Below are 18,976 nucleotides of genomic sequence, written 5' to 3'. Positions count from 1 at the left end.
CCCCCAAACACAGTCGCGCGCGTCAGATTCCATTGGGCGGGAATGAATTGGCACTGGTGCCATGCCTTTCGGCCTGCGGCGAGGTCCGGTCAGCCCGCGGCAGTTTCAAGCGGCGGATGCCCGTAGAACCACGGGACTACCGGGCTTTTGGCGGGCTTTATTGGCGGTACGTTTACTCTGAATTGGAACTCAGGCCGGCTTTAACGGCCATTTAGGCCTCCGATACCCATAAATACCCCCGGGACCGGCAAACAGAGCCTCGAGGGAGCAGGTCGGTGAGGACGAATATCACGCGAACGTTTGCGGCGTTGAACGCAACCAACGAAGCGATCCTCTATGCGAAGTCACCTGGCGAACTGTACGCGCAGGTTTGCGAGGCCGCGTTTTCCAGCGGCGACTTTCTCGCAACGGCGGTGTTTTTGCTGGAAACCGGCACCAACATGCTGCGGTTTGCCAATGGCTTTGGCGAGGACATCAAGCGGTTGCGGCAGATCGATATTTCGATCCTCGCCGACACGCCCGAGGGATCGGGGGTCTGCGGACAGGCGTTTCGTGACCGCAAGCTCTGCGTCAGCAACGACTATATGAACGATGCAAGATCGCTGGCCTGGCGGCAGGGAATGTGTGACGGCGCTGTCGGTGCCGCGGCGGCGTTGCCGCTAACCTGCAATGGCTGCAGCGTTGGCGTCTTGATGGTGACCATGCGCGAACCCGGTTCGCTGGACGGCCAGATCGTGTCCCTGCTCGAACGGATGTCGGCGAATATTTCATATGCGCTCGACAATTTCGATCACGAGGCGGCGCGGGCGCGGCTGTCGCGAATGTTCGCAGCGCTGAGTGCGACCAACGAAGCCATCGTGCGGGCGAGCTCGCGCGCCGAACTGTTCGATCTGGTCTGCGAAGCGGCCGTGGTCGGCGGCAATTTCACGTCGACGATCATCGCGTTGCAAAAGCCGGATCATGAGTTCCTTGAAACTGTCGCGGTGGCCGGACCCGATCAAGAGCAGGCAAAAGCCGTACGAATATCGGCCGATGCCGCGCGCCCCGAAGGGCAGGGCATCTCCGGCGATGCGTTCCGCACGCGACGGCCTCGCATCAGCAACGACTATTTAACGGAGTTCGGCCGCAACGGACATTTCTACCAGATCGTCAGGGATGGCGGCACTCACTCGGGTGCGGCGTTTCCCTTGCTGAAGGACGGCTGTTCGATCGGCGTCATGGTGTTTCTCTCCAGCGAACTCAACGCGTTCAGTCCCGAATTGATCGGGCTGTTGCAGCGCTTGGCGGAAAACATTTCGTTTGCGCTCGGCAATTTCGATCGCGCGGATGAAAAAGCCCGGATCGAGGAGCAAAAGGAGCGCCTGACAAGGATGTTCGCGGCGCTGAGTGCGACCAATGAGGCGATCATGCGGGCGAAGTCCCGCTCGGAGCTGTTCGAACTGGTGTGCGAAGCCGCGGCGCATGGCGGCAAGTTCACCTCGACCAGCATCGGCCTTGTCCAGGCCGGCGACGACTTTCTTGCGATCGCCGCCGCGTCGGGTCCCATGGCGGCAGGCTCAAGGCGGGCCAGGCTGTCGATTAGGGAGGATTACCCCGAGGGGCGTGGCATCAGCGGCATCGCGTTCCGCACCGGCAAACCCTGCATCAGCAACGATTATCTGGCGGATCCGCGCGGCGCCGTGTTTCACGAGTCGATCCGCAACGATGGGGCAAGCGCGGTCGCGGCGTTTCCGTTGTTCAATCGCGCGGAGCCGATCGGCATTCTCTTGTTCTGCGCTGCCGAAAAGGGCGCCTTCACGCCGGGCTCGGTGGATCTGCTGCAACGGATCGCCGACAATATCGCCTTCGCCCTCGATAATTTCGACCGTGCGGAAGAAAAAACCAGGGCGGACGAACGGATCGAATATCTGGCAGCGCATGACAGCCTGACCGGGCTGCCCAATCGCGATATGTTCAACCGGCTGCTGCATTCCGCGATGGCCGAGGCGTGGCGGCGCCAGCTGCAATTTGCGTTGCTGTTCATCGATCTCGATCGCTTCAAGATCATCAACGATTCGCTGGGGCATGAAGCCGGCGACGCCTTGCTGGCGGAAATCGCCAGCCGGCTGCGTCTGAATCTCGGTTCGGGCGATATCGTGGCGCGGCTGGGCGGCGACGAGTTCGTCGTGATCCTTGAACACTCCGCCGAGCGGTGTGACATCGAGAGCGTCACCCGCAAGGTGCTGGCGGCGGTCAGCCAGCCCGTTCGATTGAGCGGCCATGAATGCCACGCCACCGCCAGCATCGGGATTGCGATGTTTCCCGAGCATGGGTCGGATGTCCACACGCTGACCAAGAATGCCGACATGGCGATGTACCTCGCCAAGGAGGACGGCAAGAATAATTTCCGTTTCTTCACCCAGGAAGTGAAGATGCAGTCGATCGAGCGTCTGACCCTGGAAAACTGCCTGCGCCAGGCGCTCGCACGCGACGAATTTTCGCTGCACTACCAGCCTAAGGTGGATTTGGCGACGGGACAGATTACCGGCGTCGAGGCGCTGTTGCGCTGGACCCATGCCGAACACGGCATGCTGCCGCCGGGCCAATTCATTCCGCTCGCCGAAGAGACCGGCTTGATCGTTCCGATCGGACGCTGGGCGCTGCAGGAAGCCTGCGCGCAAAACATGATGTGGCAACGCCGTGGCTTGCGACCGGTGTCGATGGCGGTCAATCTGTCGCCACGACAATTCATCGATGAGAATTTACTGCAGGATATCGACGAAGCCCTGGCTTCCAGCGGCATGTCTCCGGTGCTGCTGCAGATCGAGGTGACCGAGAGCATGATGATGCGCGACGTCCCGCGCGCCATCAGGGTGCTCGACGCCATCCGTAGCCGCGGCATTCGCATCGCGATCGACGATTTCGGAACCGGCTATTCGTCGATGTCGCTGATGAAGCAATTTCCGATCGACACTCTCAAGATCGACAGGTCGTTCGTCCGTGATCTCCCTGACGACACCGAGGACCGGGCGATTGCGCAGGCCATCATCAGCATGGGCCAGGCGCTAGGCATGACGATCGTCGCCGAAGGGGTGGAGACCGTAGCCCAGGAGACGTTCCTTCGGGCGCACGGCTGCGACGAGATGCAGGGTTTTCTGTTCAGCCGGCCGCTTGCGGCCGAAGCATTGGCGGATCTGCTACGGCCTGCGCCCCAGTTGGCATCGCCGCCGCTGCAGCCGTCGTCAACAGGCGATATCGAAGTGCCGTCCGCCGGGCAGTTGAGACCGCGCAAGGCCACGCGGCAGACGGTGCATTAGAAACCGGCGTTACGACGCATTGAACTGCCTTGCGTTGAACGGAAAGTCACCCGTCCACGGCAGCAGCGTCTGGTCGGCGAGCGATGCGAGCAAAAGCTCCGCGCCGGTCGCGATCGTTGAGCCGTCCGGCAACCCCAGGGCCGCGGACCAGGTGGCCGGCATCGGCTGCCGCAGGCCGAGCGCCTCGAACGCGGGGCCCCACCACCACGCCGGCGCCGGCGATCTCTGTTGTTCCGGGACGGCGCGCCATCGGGCGAATTCATGCACGACGCGCTCGAACGACAAATTCGCAGGTTGATGCATCGCGGCCTCCGGACGTCCAGCATACGCGGAGTTGAAATGGCGGCGCAATGCGGATTGCGCGCGCCGCCGCCATCGCGTCAGCCGGCCGACAGTTCTGGCCGGGCGGGGGTCCCATGACCTATTTGGCTTCTTCGACTTCGGTCGCCGTGGCCGGCCCTTCGCCCATGATCAGCAACACGGCGTCTTCGTCCTTGGCGCCGTCCCAATGCACCTGTTTGCCGAAATGCGTGACGAAGCTGCCGACCGGCATCGGGGTAGAGCCGTGTTCGGGATCGAATTTGGTGCCGGAGCCTACCCACCACGTGCCCTGCAAGACGACGATGTAACGGTCGTTGGGGTGAAAATGCGGGTGGCTGAAATGGCTGCCTTTGGTCCATTTGGTGTAGACGGCGTAGAATCCAGGCTTATTTGGATCGCCCACCACAACCGCGGCCTGCGCGCCGGCCGCATTGACCGGACCCCACGGAATCTGGTCCGGCAATTTGTAGATCACGGCGGCAGGATTGAGTTCGGCGGCGGAACTGATGCTCAGCATGCCGGCGAAAGACAGCGGCAGCAAAAGAAATCGCCAAAACCGGCTGATGGGCTTCATGGTTGCCTCCCTTGAATGTTGCCGGCTGAACCCAGTCGGCTTTTTTCTTATGGAGCCATGCTAGCCGGTCCCGTTCATGCCGGGCAAGCCATGCGGTTGCATGCGTCTTTGCGGTTTTGGCTTGGCAGCGGCTCAGGCGGCCGGCGACAGCGCGTTGTCGGCTGCAAAGGGCTCGGCCGCCCGCAGCGGATGGGCCTTGCGATGCCACGCCCAGGCGGTGCGGATGATGGTCGCGAGATCCGAATGGGTGGGCTTGAATCTCAGGGTCTTGAGGGCTGCGGAGGTATCGGCGACCAGATAGGTCGGATCGCCCGGCCGGCGCGGCTTGACGACATGGGGCACCTCGCGGCCGGTCTCTGTTGCGATGGCGGAGAGGATCTGCCGCACCGAAAAGCCGGCGCCGCTGCCGAGATTGAAGGCGCCGCCGAGATGCCCCTGCATCAGCAGTTTGAGCGCGAGAACATGCGCCGTGGCGAGGTCGGTGACATGAATGTAGTCGCGAATCGCGGTGCCGTCGGGGGTCGCGTAATCGTTACCGAACAGCGCGAAATCGGCAACATGACCCTGCAGCGCCATCATGGCGCGGGGAATGAGATGGGTTTCGTGATCGCGCAGTTCGCCGATCTCGCCCGAGGCGTCGGCGCCGCTGGCATTGAAATAGCGCAAGCAGAACGAGCCCAGCCCGTAGGCGGAGCGATAATCCGCGAGAATCCGCTCGATCATGAATTTCGTGGCGCCGTAAGGATTGATCGGCGCACAGGCATAGCTCTCCGGCAGCGCCTTGCTGTCGGCATTGCCATAGACCGCGCCGGTCGAGGAAAACACCAGGCGATGGCACCCGGCATCGCGCATGGCCTCCAGCAGCGACAGCGTGCAGGCGACATTGTTGAGGTAGTATTTTTGCGGATCGGAGACGGATTCGCCGACCTGGCTGGACGCCGCGAAGTGCATGACCGCGACAATCCGATGTTGTGCGAAAGCGCGATCGAGCATCGACCTGTCCGCGACATCGCCTGTGACAAGCGATCCGGTGACGAAACTGCGGTGTCCGGTCGAGAAATTGTCGTAGACGACCGGATGATACCCGGCTGCCGTCAGCGCCCGGCAGCAATGCGAGCCGATGTAGCCCGCGCCACCGGTGACCAGAATACACGGACGATCGTTCATGACAGTAGTCCTGACAGTATTCCTGGCAGTATTCCGTTCAGCCGCGCAACGCCCGCTGCGGGCGCGAAGGCTTGCTCTTGTTGAACAGCAGATACAGTGCACGCGGGTTGGTGGTCAGATAGCGCCAGAGCAGCCGGCGCGGCTCCAGCCAGATACGCCAGGCCCATTCGAGGCCGACGGCCTGCATCCATTTCGGGGCGCGGGCGCGGCTGCCTGACAGGAAGTTGAACAGCCCGCCCGAGGTCTTGATGACGCCGACATTCGACAACCGCGACGTGAATTCGTCGACGAAGGCCTGCTCATAGGGCACGCCGAGCGCGACCCACAGATAATCCGGCGCCAGCGCGTTGATCTCGTCGACCTTGCTGCGAAGCGCATCTCCCTTGAGGTAGCCGTGGCAGCGTCCGACGATCCGCAGATCGGGGAACATCTCCTGGACATTGGCGACGGCCGCGGCATTTTCTGCTTCATCGGCGCCGAACATGTAGAACGTCAGCCCGGTCTCGGCGGCCTTGCGCGCGACGACCTCGAACAGGTCGGTGGTCGCGACGCGCTCCGGCAGCGGCGTCGACGAGCGGAATCGCGACACGGTGACCAGCGGCTGGCCGTCGGCATTGATCAGATCGGCGGTGCGGAACAATTGATCGGTCTTCGGCTCGGTCGAGCAACGCGCCAGGACTTCGCCGTTGGCGGACGTCAGATACAGCGGGCGGTTGATCCGGCGAACCGGGAAAACCACGTCGATCATGAAATTCGCGGTCTGCTCGATATCGATGACGGCGAGCCGCAGCCCACCCAACGAGATTCGAGGCACGCTCGCGGTGGCGGCCCTGCCGACGGGATTTGTACGACGCTCAAGCATATTGTTTGTCTCGCTGACGTTCGACGGTCGCAGGTTGAAGCTCGTTGACGACGACGCCGACCAGCTTGCGTTGCGCGCCGCCGAGCGCCGTGATGATTTTTTCCATACTGTCGTTGATATCGAGGCTCGCCGGCAGTATCGCGACCAGGCCGGCCGCGACGTCGAACAGCTTGCCATCCGCGGCGCTCCACGGCATCGCGGGTCCATCGAGGATCACCAGATCGTAGCCGCCAGCAGCGCGCGCCTGCGCGATCACCTTTTGAACGGCTTCGCTCGACTTCGCGTCGGACGCCGTGATCGCCGGCAGCACCGAAATTCCGTTTGTGGTCTCGATCGTGCGGGAAGCCTTGGTACCGACGCTGAGCCAATTGATGCGGCTGGCCTCGCTCGTGCCGGGCCGGTTCAATTTGCTCGAAAGCGCATGCGCGGCGTGATCGGCATCGATCAAAAGCACCTTGGCGCCGTCGCGCGCGGCCGCGAGCGCGATGTTCAGCGCCGCGATGCTGCGGTCCTTGGCGGCACCCGTGCCGATCACGGCCATCACGGGGGTCGCGTTCGCCGGCGAGCGCTGCGCCAGCGGCGCGCGCACATCGCGCATCGTGTTGAGGAAGGTCGTCAGCGGGAAGCCCGCGCGCAGCGTCGGCCAACCCATCCGCGTCACGTCGGGAATTCCGCCGCTCGCCAGGATTCCGCCCAGCGTTCGCACCACGTCGGATTCCTGCAAACGCGCGATCAGCGGTTTTTCGATCGATGCGGGCGCGACCTGCGGCCGTGGTGACGGCGCCGACGGCGGCTTCTCCGACGAAGGCTTCTCTGACGAAGGCTTGGGCGGTGACGCCACGGGCCTTGTTGCGGACTGGGCGGGACTTGATTCGGTCTCGGCCGACAATTGGCCGGCGATCACGGCCCATGCGGCGGCTGCCAACGCGCCGAACATGAAGCCGACCATCGCAAGCAGGCTCATCGCCGGCGGGAACGAGCGGCGTTGCGGCACGGTGGCCTCGCCGATGATGCGCGCGCTCGAGGTGTTGAGGCTTTCCTGTTCCTCGGTTTCGCGCGAGCGCTTGAGAAACGCCTGATAGACGTCGCGGCTGGCTTCGACGTCGCGTTCAAGTTCGCGAAGCCGCACCGCGGCCTGGCTCATCTGGACGCTTTGGTCTTTTTGCACGTCGAGCGCCTTGTTCAAGGAGGCTTCGTAGTCGCGGGCGCGCGTCAGATCGTTGTTCGCCGATGTGGCATAGCGATCGACTTCCTCGTTGACGGTACGGCGCAGATCCTCGACCTGCTTCTCCATTTGGCGCAGCGAGGGGTGCAGCGGTCCGAGTTCGCCGGCGAGTTCCGCATAGCGCTTGCGCGCTTCGGCATATTGCGAGCGCAGATTGGCGATGGTCGGCGACTGCAACGCCTCGGGAATGGCGCCGTTGTCTGTCGCTGCGCGGCGGCTGGCGACGATCTGGTCGTATTTGGCTTGCGCGTCGAGCGTCGCTGCCCGCGCCGCGGCAAGCCGCTGATTGCTGGCGGAAAGCTGCTGATCGCTGATCAGCGTGTCCTGGGTACCGACGAAGTTGTTCTGCGCCTTGTAGATCGCGAGCGCATTTTCCGCCTTGCGCAGCCGGTCCTTCAATTCCATCAGGCGGCCGGACAGATCGGTCGTGGCGCGTCGTGCCGCGGTGGCCTGCGAGTTCCGCGATTCCGTCAGATAGGTCTGCGCCAGCGCGTTGGCGATCATCGCCGCTTTCGCGGGATCGCGCGACCAGACGTCGATGTCGACGATGAAGCTGCGGTCGGTCTTCTTGACGGCGACATGGCGGTTCAGCGCGTCGAGCGCCGACATCTGCTCGACCTTGGTTGGGTCGGCGACCGGGATTTCCAGTCCAAACAACCCGAGCAACACGCCAAAAATGTTCTTGGAGACACCACCGAATTCGGGATCCCTGTCGAGATTGGTATTGTGGATCACCTGCAGCAAGACATTGTTCGAGGTGATCAGGCGCGCCTGGCTTTCAACCACCATCGAGAGGCCCGAAACATCCTGGGAGCGTGGCGTCAGTTCGCGATCGACCAGTTGCAGTTCCCGAGGGTCGACATAAAGCTGCGCCGTCGCCAGATATTTTGGCGACAGGCCCTTGCCGATCGCGACCGCGGCACACGCGCCGATCAGGGCGGCGCCGACGATAGCGATCCGCCGCCGCCACAGCAGACGGCCGAGTTCCAGCACGCTGAAGCCCGCAGGAGTTCGCAGCGCCGGCTGTGCGCCGCCGGATCGCGCTTCGCTTATCGGTTGATCATAAGCAAGCATGGGCCCCAGCTTCCGTTCGAACCGCCGTACGCGTCGGCTGAGGGGCTACTTTTCTCGTTACGCCAGGCGCACGCGGTTTCGGCGCGGAACAAACGCAACAGGAAAAATTAACCATACTCATTGTGGGACTATTCACCGAAAAGGAAAAAAAAGCGTTTAAACGCCCTGGCATGGCGATACCTCGGCAGGCTCCAAAACGGTGCTCAAACCGGCCCTGTCCAAAAATGGGATTTAGCGTCCCGGCCACTGTCCCACGGATGGGGTGCATCAGGACCGCGGCGCGGACACCTCCCTGGGCCATTGCGGTCAACCCGCGCGAAATGCGTGCCAATTCGCCGCTTGCAGCGTCCAGCGCAGGTCCCGGGGAAGTTGTTGCATCGCGCATCGGTCTCATAGCTAGGGAACACAGCAACTTCGGTGCCGAGGCAGATACCCCATGCCAAACCGTGCCGATTTGATTCAGACTTGGTTAATGCGCCCTGTATTAGGGTTTGGATCGACGTCGCGCCGGTGCGCGGCCCGGTAAACTGGCGTCGCGGATTGAGGCGAAGCAAATGGAAGGCTCTGACCTCCGCCCCGCATCAGCTTCCTTCGTCCTTGCCGCCCTGTCGGGCGCGCTGGCTGCGCCGTCTTGAGCCAATTCTCCAACAGCTCTGAAGCCCGCGCCATTCTCCATGGGTTGCGCCGTCAACCGGTGATGGATCTGGTGCGCGGCGGCGCCTTCGTCGCGGCGCTGTTGCTGGTCTGGGTGTCGCTGCATCCGTTCACCGATCTCGGCAACGTGCTGCTCAGCGACCTCACCAATGGCAACGAAACCTACACTTACGCGGCGTTCGGCTGCCTCGCCATTCTCACGACGTCGCTGGTCGTACGGGACAACATCCCCGGGCTAACGAGCCTGCTGTCACGCGGCTATATGCTGTTTGGCGGCTGGGTTGTCATCACCGTAATATTGTCGCTCGATCCGGGGGCGTCGATCAGGCGTTTCGTCTTGTCGGTCGCCGTCATCACGGTGGCGGCGACACTGATGTTGTTGCCGAAAACCCCGCACGAATTGATGCGCTGGTTCGCGATCGCGGCGCTGGCGTTGCTGGCGACCTGTTACCTCGGCCTGATCCTGGCGCCGAACCTCTCGATGCATCTGGCGACCGATGCGCAGGAGCCGGCGCTGGCCGGCGACTGGCGTGGTTCGTTCGGGCACAAGAACATGGCGGCGGCCGTCATGGTCATGGTGCTGTTTATCGGCATCTATGTGGCGCGCTCCGGCGCGTGGCTTGCGGGCACGGCGATCGTCGCGCTGGCATCGTTGTTCATCCTGAATTCCGGCGGCAAGAGCTCGTTCGCGCTCGGTCTCGGCGTGGTGGGGCTAACCTCGCTGACCACGGTCATTCGGCCCTTCTGGCTGCGCGTGATGATCACGCTGAGCCCGCTGGTGCTGCTCAATCTTTTGACTATCGGCTCGGTTGTCAGCGACCAACTCGCTGAAGTCTCAAAGTTGTTGCCGGTGGATACGAGTTTCACCGGCCGCACCGATATCTGGACCTTCGGATTGCAGGCGGCCGCGATGCGGCCATGGACCGGATACGGTTTTGCCGCGTTCTGGGGCAGCGAATCGGTCAAGAACCTGCCTGAGGGCATGGAATGGGCGGCGACGGCGGCGCACAGCCATAACGGCTATCTCGACTCGACGTTGACGATGGGATTGCCGGGATTGGCGCTGGTGATCGCCATCCTGGTCATCGCGCCACTGCGGAATTTCCAGGCCGCCGAGACCGGTGGCAACGATGGACCGCTGCTGATGATGCTGTTGCGGATCTGGCTGTTCGGAATCTATCTGTCGTCGCTGGAGAGCTTCTTCTTCGATCGCGATGACCCGATCTGGTTCACCTTTCTGCTGGCCGTGTTCGGCCTGCATTATCTGGCACGATTTCGAACAGCGGCGTGACATTGGCTGCTTTATAGGGCGTGGGTGCAAGCCCCAGCGCGGCCAGGTTGCGGCCGATCGACAGGCCAAGCGGATGCGACGCCGGGAGCCAGTGTCCGGTCGCCAATAGCGCTCTCGCCGCGCGAAACGGCGCAATTCCGAGCGAAATCAGATTCTTCAGCACTAGCGCCGCGCCGCCCAAGGGTCCGTGATAGCGCTTCTGGTCGATCGTGTAGTTGATCACGCCGGTGGCGATCGACCTGTTAAATACCCATCTGGCCTTCATGCGTTGGGCCGGTACGGTCTCGTGCACCCTGGCGTCCTCGTTCCAGTGCGACTTGAATCCGGCAAGGCGACAGCGCGTGAAGAAGTCCATGTCGCCGCCGCCGAGAAAATTGAACCGGGGGTCAAGCAGAGGCTCGCCCAGTGCTTCGAGCACCCTGCGGCGGATCAGGCAATTGCCCGTGCCGTGCAGCGAGGCAACCTCGCCCGATCTGGTGATGGTCGAATGGAACAGCGGATGCTTTTGCAGACTTGGCGACGCATCGCCTTCAAAGCGGCGGTCCACCGGGCCGCCGACCAGGTCCGCGCCGCTTGAGCGCGCGGTTTCGATCATTCCCGCAAGCCATGTCGGCGACGCTTCTTCGTCGTCATCGATCATCAAGAAGAACTCAGCCGTCGGAAAACTCTCCGTCGCGGTCCGAAACGCCGTATTGATCGCGCTGCAATTGCCTTGCGTTCGTTCGATGACCTGGAGGCCGGAAAGCACCCCCGAAGAAAAAACCGCCTCCGCGACCTGTTTGCCCTCGAGCCGCTGCGCGTCGTTCTCGACGACAACGACGGCAAAGCGCTCCGTTCCGGTTTGGGCGGCGAGCGATTGCAGGGTTCTCTTCAGGCCCGCCGGCCGCCGGAAGGTCGGGATGCAGACCACCGCTTCAGGACTTGTCATGTCGCTCACATCTATTCCGTTTGATTTCGACACAGGCATCAGAGCCCGGCCAGCGCGCCCAATGCGCGCGCGAGCGTCCTTGGTGTCCGCGACGGCAGCAGGGCGATCGCCTTGGTCGTCTCTTTCACGGCGCGGCCGTAGGCGCGGGCGCGGACCGCCTGGCAGGCCAGATAGGTCCGCAGATGCTGCTCGGCCTTGCGCCGCAACCGGACGAGGTCGGCATCGCCGACTTTGCCTGTGATCATCGGATCGGTGAATATGCGTCCGACGGCGGCTCGATAATGGTTGAAATTGACCCCGCCGCTCATCATCGCGCTGTTGTGATGGACGCGATATTCCAGAACTTTCGTCCGCGCACGCCAGGCAATGGGTCCCTGCGCCGCAAGACGACAGAACAGGTGCCAATCCTCGCAATAGCGAAGCGTCTCATCGAAACCGCCGGCGCGCAGGAATTGCGCGTGCCGGATCAGCATGACGCCGCCGTTGACGATGAAATTGCCGGCGAGCAGATCGCGCAGGATTTCGCCGCTCGGCTTGCGCCGCCGACGCAACAGGCTGCGTCGCCCGATGCGGCGTCCACCCGCGTCGATCCTGTCATAATCTCCGTAGACCGCGACGCAATCGGCCGGAACGTCTTCGAGAAGCCTGTCGGTCGCACCGGGAACCAGGCGATCGTCGGCATCGAGAAAAATCACCCAGCTATATTCACGCCCCTCCGCGGGCATCTGGCGTTCGACTTCCGCGAACCCGAGATTGCGGGCGGCGGAGACGCCTCGGCCGTCGCCCTGGATCAAGGTCACCCGTTGGTCGGCGATGCCAGCCGCAATCTCAGCCGAGCCATCGGTCGACCCATCGTCGACGACGATCACCCGTTTGACGTGGGCCTGGCCCAGCGCGCTTGCAACGGCTTCCGCAATGAATCGGGCGCCGTTTTTGACCGGGATAACGACGTTGACCCACATAGCTACCTGCTTCTGTCGCGCAAGCGTCGAGATGTGCCGGAGCGGAACACCCGTGAACGCGGTTTGAAACAGTTCAGCAATGTCCGTGCCAGCGGCGAGCTACGGTCCATGCTCCAGCTACACTTTGAATTAACATGGCTGAACGAAGTTTGCGGTGCCGTAGGCGCTGTTTTGATATCCCGAAACAATCGCCGTTGCGGGCTGCACGCCCATCACGGTTAATGAATATGGGTCGACCGCGCCGACGTTAGCCATAGTTTCCGGATGGTTAGTTTTTGGTAAGCGGCTTTGAGGTCTCTGGCATCTATATTGCCAAATGTTACCGGATAGACGGCGAGGACCACGTCCACCGTTTCATATCGGGACTCTGCCCGAGCTATGCTGTTGTCGCCGGCAGAATGCTGCGCCAACGCGGAATAAAGTCTTCAGGCTGCAAGCCCGTGAGGGCGATCGGTTTGAAACAGGCGATTGGAAGTTGGCTGATGGCTGTGTTGGAAGTTGGCGGGCTGAACACGCGGGCACTATCGGGTGCCTCCGCGTTTCGCGTCGAACTGGTTCGCGACTGGGCGGTGGCGGCGTCGCGCTGGAGTAGCGACATTCCGGGCACGAGTTTCCAGCACAAGCAGTGGTTCGCCGCCTGGTATGGCGCGTTCAATTCGGTCTCTCCGCTGATTGCGATGATCTACGACGCCTCGACCCATCGCGAGATCGCGCTGGTGCCGCTGATTCACCGCGTGCAAGGTGGCGTTCGCCTGGTCGAATTCGCCGATCTTGACCTCACCGATTACAATGCGCCGTTGCTCGGCCTCGATGCGCCAGGCGATGAGGCGGGTGCGCGTGCGCTATGCCAGGCATTGATCGCGGCACTGCGCAGATTGCCCGAAGGCGCTGATTTGCTTCGGATGCAGAAAATGCCGGCCTTTGTCGGCGGCAGGCCAAATCCATTTGTCTGGCTCGGACGCCTGGGTTCCTGTTCGTTGAATGGAAATCTCGTCGAGACCGAGGATGATTTCGAGACCTACCGCACTTCGATCAAGAAAATGCAACTGCCGCGAAGCTGGCGCGTATTCAACCGCTATCCGGGCGCCGAGTTTGAAATCATCGACAAGGCCGATGCAGCGCTGAAATTGCTCGACCTGATGGATACCCAGCAGCATGCGCGCATGCAATGCCTTGGCCTTCCCTTCAACTTGAACGAGGGCGCCCGCGCGAAATTTTATCGCGACCTGATCGCCAATGGTATCGAGGAAGGCTTTGCGGTCGTCTCGTCTTTGAAGTGCGATGAAGCAACGGTGGCGACCGTGCTCGGCATCAGGCGGCAAAAGACGTTCGTCTTTCTTCGGATCAGCAACGCGGGACGGCGCTGGTCGCATTGTTCGCCGAGCCGTCTCATTGTCGAGCGAACCATGGCCGCCCTGCACCAGGACGGCGTCCGGACCTTCGACCTGAGTGTCGGCAACTATGCCTTCAAGCGCCGGTTCGGCGCGGTGCCGCTGCCGCTGACGGATGTTAGCATCGCGCTCGGCTGGCGCGGCATGCCCTATGCGTTGCGCGACCATTCCGCGCAACGATTGCGGCGTTATCCCTGGCTGGCGGAAAGGGTCGGCCGTGCGCTGGGCAAGCTGTCGCGTGACGAAGACATCTGACTGAAGAGGTCAAAATGCGCTTTCATGTGTTGGATTCCTGGCGCGGCGTCGCCGCGTTGCTGGTCGCGATATTCCATCTGAACGTCCTGAGCGCGATCTATTCGCTGGACTTCATTCGCAACGCTTACCTCTTCGTCGACTTTTTCTTTGTACTGAGCGGTTTCGTGATCACCCACAGCTACGGCGATCGCATGGCGACGCTTGACGGCGTCGGCGCTTTCGCACTGCGGCGATTCGGCCGGCTGTGGCCGCTGCATGCCGTCGTGCTGCTCGCCTTTGTGGTCGCCGAAAGCGGCAAGGCATTGATGGCGGCTCGCGGCGCCAACTTCTACGCGCCGCCGTTCTCGGGCTCGACCGCGCCGAGCGCGGTTTTCATGCATCTTGCTTTTGCGCAGGCGATGGGGATCCAGGATCATTTGACGTGGAATCCGCCGAGCTGGAGCATTGCCGCCGAATTCTGGACCTACATGATCTTTGCGGCGACGCTGCATGTCGCCGAGACCAGGCTCGCGCGCGTGCGTTTTGCGGCCGAAGGCCTGCTCGCGATCCTGCTGATCGGCAGTGCCACCGTTCTCTTGCGCTATTCCGAACGCGGCATGGATGTCACCTTCGATCTCGGGATCTTCCGCTGCATCTGCGGCTTCTTGATCGGGCATTTCGTCTATCGGCTGTGGCAGGTCTGTCCGCGCGATATCTTCGATAGTCCGCTGGTCGAGGTCGCCGTGCTGATCGCAACCGTGGGCTTTGTCTCGGTCGCCGGACGCGGCGGATATTCGTTTTTCGCGCCGCTGGTGTTTGCCGTCGTGGTGCTCGTCTTCGCCTACGAAGCCGGGCCGGTCTCCAGGCTGATGACCAACCGCGGCAACGAATGGCTGGGCCGGATCTCCTATTCGATTTACATGTGGCAGGCCTTTATCATCTTCAATCTCGTCGATCGGCCGGTCTCGATCATCGAGAAGATCACGCACAGGACCTTGACGACCACGGATGCGAGCTCCGCGCTGGGCGGCGAGGCCGGCAAGCTGATCGTCTTGGGCGGTCATCTGATGCCGCTATTGGTCACCGCACTTTATCTCGCCGTTCTCGTCGTCGTGGCGAGCATTAGCTATCGCTGGATCGAGAAGCCCGGCCAGGACTGGTTCCGTGCGGCGATGCCCAAGAGAGACAAGCGGGAACAGCCCGAGGCCGCGTAAGGCGGTCGCAGCGAAGGTTCTTGCGGCGGCCGATCAGGCTTGCCAGTTCACGCGCTGGAACGTCGTTTGCAGCAACGCGTTCGTCCGATGAATCGACGGATCGAACGGCACCCGGCTGGTGCGCTGATATTTCCAGTTGCTGCCGATTTCCCGGAAGTGGCCGAACGAGAAGTTTCGGCTGCAAGGCAGGTACGACGGCAGCCAGGGCGATATCGAGTGGACCAGCCATTGCGCGCGCCGCGGGCATTTGGCCGGCACGACCGTCCATTTCGGCGCGCATACATTGCTGTCGCGACGGCCGCGCCACCAGGAGAATTGGGTGTTGGGCGGCATCAGGACGTTGAAGTCGCGATGCCGCGGCAGCCGCTCGGCGGTTTCGCTCGCTTTGCCGTCGTCCACCCCGATGATCCAGCGGCCGCGATAGCGGACAAATCCCGAATGGGATTGCTCGGCCGCTTCGAACGCCGATTGGCCTGATCTCGACAACACCAGTTCGTCGATGTCGGCGTTCATCACGCTTCGCGCCTGGCGCAGGAAGCACCACCGCGCATGTTCCCAAGCGCCGAGCTGGCAAAAGTCGGAATCCCAATGTTGCCGGCTGTTGGCGCCCTGGGGGCCGTATTTAAAGGGCCACTCGACCACGACGGAGCGTTCGATGCCCGGCACCGCGCGCAGCGCCGCGCTCAGCGCGGAGCTGCTATAAGCGGTCGATGCGTTGTCGTAGATCAGAACCGCGTCGGCGCCATGGACGTCGCGATTGAATTTCACCCAATCGACGATCCACTCGATCGGGTTGTCCTTCGACATCGTGAAGACGACGCGGCGCCTCCTGAACATGTCGAGGCGATTTGGCGAAACCGCCAGCGCGACATCGCCGAGCGGTCCGACGGCACGGATGCCGCCGTCGGATGAAGCCTTCAGCCAGATCTGGGCGTGCCGGTCCAAATGCCGGATCTCCGGCTCGCGGCGTTCCGATCCCTGGAAGAAGCAGGTTTTCGACAGCGCTTCGGTGAGATTGAAGAAGGGAGGCGCGAACAGCACGACCTGCCGGTCTTCGATCTCGACGGCATCATAAATGAGCGTGGTGGAGTCGAATTGGCGTTCGAAATTTTCAGGACGGAATTCTATCGGACGCGTGGGTTCGCGCCGCGCCTCAGTGAAGTCCGACAGCACGACATGGTTGGTCCGGCAGACGATATGTTGCAGGTCGGTGGCGACGTCTGTGCTTTTCGGCGCGGACTGCATGGTCATGATGCTAGATGATTTGCTTGGAAACGGCGAGCCTGTCCTGACGTCGCAGCGCGCCGAGCGATTTCCTTGACCCGGCGATGTCGAGCACCAGCGCCGCGGCGACATAGGTGGCGCAACCGCTTGCCACGATGAGGCAGAACGAAACCCACCCGGTCGGCAACAACAGCTTCAAGCCGGCGAGCACCAGCGCCATCACGACCGTCGCAAGGCAAATCCGCGTCAGGTGCCAGGCGTTGAACGGCAGCGGAAAGGCTCGGCGTGCCAGGAGCCAACCGAGACTCATGCCGAACAGTTCGGTGACCACCAGCGCCCATGCCGCGCCCGGCAGACCATATCGCAGGGTCAGAAGCGGCATGGTCACGAGGTTCGCCAGCAGCATGCCGATGCCTTGCAGCGTGACCAGAAACGGCCGCTTGGCAAGGTGAAAGCTGACATGGACGTAAGATTGCGTGATCGACTGGAACAGCCAGGCGAACGCCAGGATCGGCAGGATTTGCGCGGCGGTCTCGCGATATTCGCTGCCAAGGATGATGTTGGCGACGAAGTTGCTGGTCAGCGCAAAGCCGACCACGGCCGGAATGATGACGGCGAGCAGGATCTCGAAGCTCAGCTCCAGATGCCGGCGCGCCTCCTGTTCGCCGCCGCTGGCGAAGGCGCGAACCGCAAGCGGGATGGTCGCGGCGGCGATGCTGGTGGCAGGAATCAGGATGATCTGCCGGACCAGATCGGCCGAGGCGCCATAGTGGCCCGCTGCCGCGTCGCCCATCAGGTAATAGACCAGCATCCTGTCGAGTGCGGCGTGAATCGCGAAGACGAAGCCGGACACCGTGATCGGCACGCCGAACCGGGCGAATTGCCGCAACTCGATGACGTTGAACCGCGCCATCGGCCCGCGCCAGATCGCCGCGGCAAAGATCGTGGCCGTGATGAAATAGGTCAGCGCCACCATCGCGAGCTGGCCGAGCCCGCCGCCGCCGAGCGATGCCGCGACCAGGCAGAGCAGGAAGGCCAGGCATGCGCGGGTGATCGATGCGGCCATGAAGGCAAAGCTTTGCAGCCTGGACTTCAGCAGTTCCTGTCCGATTTCGAACAGGCCGAGCCCCAGCGCGAAGCCGACGGCGGCGAGCGCACGTTGATATGAAACATTGGAGGTCAGCGCGACCACGATCAGGGCCACGGGTGCTGCGAGCACCGAGATGAAATACGCGACCAGCACGGTCCTTCTGACGTCGACGGCGCCGCCTTCCGACTGAAAGCGCAGCGCGGAGACGCGGACCCAGGTGAACAACACGGCCGAGACGACGCCGGCGGTGCTCAGCCCGACGATATAGACGCCGTATTCTTGCGGTGACAGCAGCCGGGTAAAGCAGACCGCGCTCAACAGCCCGATGACCGCCGATACCAGGCTTGCGATCGAATATTGCAAGGTCTGCTGCAGCACGGCGCTTACAATCCCGTAACGTTGGAGAATTGCGCGATCGTGGCCATCAGCGGCTTCGGCACATATTGGTCGGTGAGCGGTAGCGGCCGGTTCTTCAGGCCGTCGGCGCGCTTATAATACATCGGGACCCAGGTGTATTTGTCGGTGATGCCCCAGGTCAGCAGGCTGTCGATCCGGGCGACCTCGTTCAGCGAGGTGAGGAACGCGGCCGCGCGTTGCGAAACGAGCGCGTCGCGCTGCGCCACGTCGGCCGGCAGCAGATTGTCGATGACGTCAAGCTCGGTGACCGAAATTTTTAATCCCAGCGCCTTCATGTCCTGTGCGAATTGCCTCAAGCCCTCGACATCGATGTCGAGGTTTGCCACCAGATGGCCCTGAATGCCGACGCCATGGATCGGCACCTTGCGATCGACCAGCAACCGGACCAGGGCGGTGAGCGCCAGGCGGCGATTGCGGTAGCGCTCGCCGACATACTCGATATCATATTCGTTGATGATCAGTTTCGCGGTCGGATCCGCCGCGTGAGCCGCTTCGAACGCCATCGCGAAGTGATCGATGCCGATCGTGCGTTGCCAGATGGTCGGCCGCAGGTCGTCGAAATTGACCGCCTTGTCGATCAACGGCTCATTGACCACGACCCAGGAATCCATCCGCGTCCGGTAGCGGCCGACGACGGTATCGATGTGTTTCAAGAGTTCGTCTTGCGCGGCGGATTTGCCGGTCAGGTTTTCCGTCCATGACGGCATTACGCCATACCAGACCAGGGTATGACCGCGCAGTTTCATGCCATTGTCGGCGGCAAAGGAGGCGACCTTGTCGGCGTCCTTGAAATCGTAGGTCGCTTCGTTGGGGCGCAGATCGTTCCAGAGCATGCCACCCTCGGGCACGATCATGCGGCAGTGCCGGCGAAGCGCGTTGGTGTAATCGAGATCGGCGCCGAGCAGGTCGGGCCGAACCGCAGCGCCGAACGGGCTCGATTCGCCGCCGCGCGCGCCAAATGCCTTGGGCGCGATTAACCCTGTTAATGCCGCCAGGCACGAAGCGCCTGTCTTGAGTGTTTGCCGTCGAGACAACATGCTGAGTCCTCTGCC

14 protein-coding genes and 1 pseudogene are annotated in these 18,976 nt (G+C 62.5%); 4 read left to right on the top strand and 11 right to left on the bottom strand.

Annotated elements, in window-relative coordinates; genetic code table 11:
* Positions 1 to 275: 275 nt before the first annotated feature.
* Positions 276 to 3,296: a bifunctional diguanylate cyclase/phosphodiesterase gene (locus GSQ88_RS11460; RefSeq protein ID WP_159007851.1), complete on the top strand. Its 3,021-nt coding sequence runs from the start codon at positions 276 to 278 to the stop codon at positions 3,294 to 3,296.
* A 9-nt stretch (positions 3,297 to 3,305) separates the two neighbouring features.
* On the opposite strand, the gene GSQ88_RS11455 is transcribed toward GSQ88_RS11460, so the two are convergent.
* From GSQ88_RS11455 to GSQ88_RS11435, 5 genes are all read right to left on the bottom strand, one after another.
* Positions 3,306 to 3,599 carry a hypothetical protein gene (locus GSQ88_RS11455; RefSeq protein ID WP_159007850.1) on the bottom strand — a complete coding sequence of 98 codons (294 nt, stop codon included), beginning with the start codon at positions 3,597 to 3,599 and terminating at the stop codon, positions 3,306 to 3,308.
* 118 nt (positions 3,600 to 3,717) lie between these two features.
* Positions 3,718 to 4,191: a cupin domain-containing protein gene (locus tag GSQ88_RS11450; protein ID WP_246735232.1), complete on the bottom strand. Its 474-nt coding sequence runs from the start codon at positions 4,189 to 4,191 to the stop codon at positions 3,718 to 3,720.
* A gap of 132 nt (positions 4,192 to 4,323) precedes the next feature.
* Positions 4,324 to 5,358, bottom strand: coding sequence for a UDP-glucose 4-epimerase GalE (galE, locus tag GSQ88_RS11445; RefSeq protein ID WP_159007849.1), 1,035 nt, complete (start codon positions 5,356 to 5,358; stop codon positions 4,324 to 4,326).
* Positions 5,359 to 5,395: 37 nt separating this feature from the next.
* Positions 5,396 to 6,220, bottom strand: coding sequence for a WecB/TagA/CpsF family glycosyltransferase (locus tag GSQ88_RS11440; protein WP_159007848.1), 825 nt, complete (start codon positions 6,218 to 6,220; stop codon positions 5,396 to 5,398).
* The gene (locus tag GSQ88_RS11435; RefSeq protein ID WP_159007847.1) at positions 6,213 to 8,519 is read right to left on the bottom strand and encodes an exopolysaccharide transport family protein; all 2,307 of its coding nucleotides are present in this window, start codon (positions 8,517 to 8,519) and stop codon (positions 6,213 to 6,215) included. The genes GSQ88_RS11440 and GSQ88_RS11435 overlap by 8 nt, the downstream gene beginning before the upstream one ends.
* 631 nt (positions 8,520 to 9,150) lie before the next feature.
* Between GSQ88_RS11435 and GSQ88_RS11430 the strand changes: the two genes are divergently transcribed.
* On the top strand, positions 9,151 to 10,464 hold the full coding sequence (locus GSQ88_RS11430; RefSeq protein WP_159007846.1) for an O-antigen ligase family protein: 1,314 nt from the start codon (positions 9,151 to 9,153) through the stop codon (positions 10,462 to 10,464).
* Here GSQ88_RS11430 and GSQ88_RS11425 read toward each other — a convergent pair.
* The 3 genes and pseudogenes from GSQ88_RS11425 to GSQ88_RS36160 all read right to left on the bottom strand — a co-directional run.
* Positions 10,403 to 11,392 carry a glycosyltransferase family 2 protein gene (locus GSQ88_RS11425; RefSeq protein WP_502706718.1) on the bottom strand — a complete coding sequence of 330 codons (990 nt, stop codon included), beginning with the start codon at positions 11,390 to 11,392 and terminating at the stop codon, positions 10,403 to 10,405. The two genes, GSQ88_RS11430 and GSQ88_RS11425, sit on opposite strands and share 62 nt — an antisense overlap.
* A gap of 38 nt (positions 11,393 to 11,430) precedes the next feature.
* Complete coding sequence (locus tag GSQ88_RS35595; protein WP_246735231.1) at positions 11,431 to 11,637, bottom strand: hypothetical protein; 207 nt, start codon at positions 11,635 to 11,637, stop codon at positions 11,431 to 11,433.
* A gap of 78 nt (positions 11,638 to 11,715) precedes the next feature.
* Positions 11,716 to 12,354 (bottom strand): annotated as a pseudogene (locus GSQ88_RS36160) (glycosyltransferase); the annotation flags it as partial.
* A gap of 482 nt (positions 12,355 to 12,836) precedes the next feature.
* Here GSQ88_RS36160 and GSQ88_RS11415 point away from each other — a divergent pair.
* Together GSQ88_RS11415 and GSQ88_RS11410 are read left to right on the top strand one after the other, a co-directional pair.
* On the top strand, positions 12,837 to 14,000 hold the full coding sequence (locus tag GSQ88_RS11415) for a GNAT family N-acetyltransferase (RefSeq protein WP_159007843.1): 1,164 nt from the start codon (positions 12,837 to 12,839) through the stop codon (positions 13,998 to 14,000).
* A 14-nt stretch (positions 14,001 to 14,014) separates the two neighbouring features.
* Positions 14,015 to 15,193 carry an acyltransferase family protein gene (locus GSQ88_RS11410; RefSeq protein WP_159007842.1) on the top strand — a complete coding sequence of 393 codons (1,179 nt, stop codon included), beginning with the start codon at positions 14,015 to 14,017 and terminating at the stop codon, positions 15,191 to 15,193.
* Between the two features lie 33 nt (positions 15,194 to 15,226).
* Here GSQ88_RS11410 and GSQ88_RS11405 read toward each other — a convergent pair whose 3' ends face one another.
* The 3 genes from GSQ88_RS11405 to GSQ88_RS11395 are packed head-to-tail and all read right to left on the bottom strand — an operon-like array spanning position 15,227 to position 18,961.
* Positions 15,227 to 16,444, bottom strand: coding sequence for a hypothetical protein (locus tag GSQ88_RS11405; protein WP_159007841.1), 1,218 nt, complete (start codon positions 16,442 to 16,444; stop codon positions 15,227 to 15,229).
* A gap of 4 nt (positions 16,445 to 16,448) precedes the next feature.
* Positions 16,449 to 17,885, bottom strand: coding sequence for an oligosaccharide flippase family protein (locus tag GSQ88_RS11400; RefSeq protein ID WP_159007840.1), 1,437 nt, complete (start codon positions 17,883 to 17,885; stop codon positions 16,449 to 16,451).
* Between the two features lie 5 nt (positions 17,886 to 17,890).
* Positions 17,891 to 18,961: an endo-1,4-beta-xylanase gene (locus tag GSQ88_RS11395; RefSeq protein ID WP_159007839.1), complete on the bottom strand. Its 1,071-nt coding sequence runs from the start codon at positions 18,959 to 18,961 to the stop codon at positions 17,891 to 17,893.
* Between the last annotated feature and the right edge of the window lie 15 nt (positions 18,962 to 18,976).

Origin of the sequence: Bradyrhizobium sp. S69 (assembly GCF_009766005.1) — a bacterium.
Classification (GTDB): Bacteria; Pseudomonadota; Alphaproteobacteria; order Rhizobiales; family Xanthobacteraceae; genus Bradyrhizobium.
Note: the sequence above shows the minus strand (reverse complement) of the source record. Positions and strands in the feature narration are given on the sequence as shown.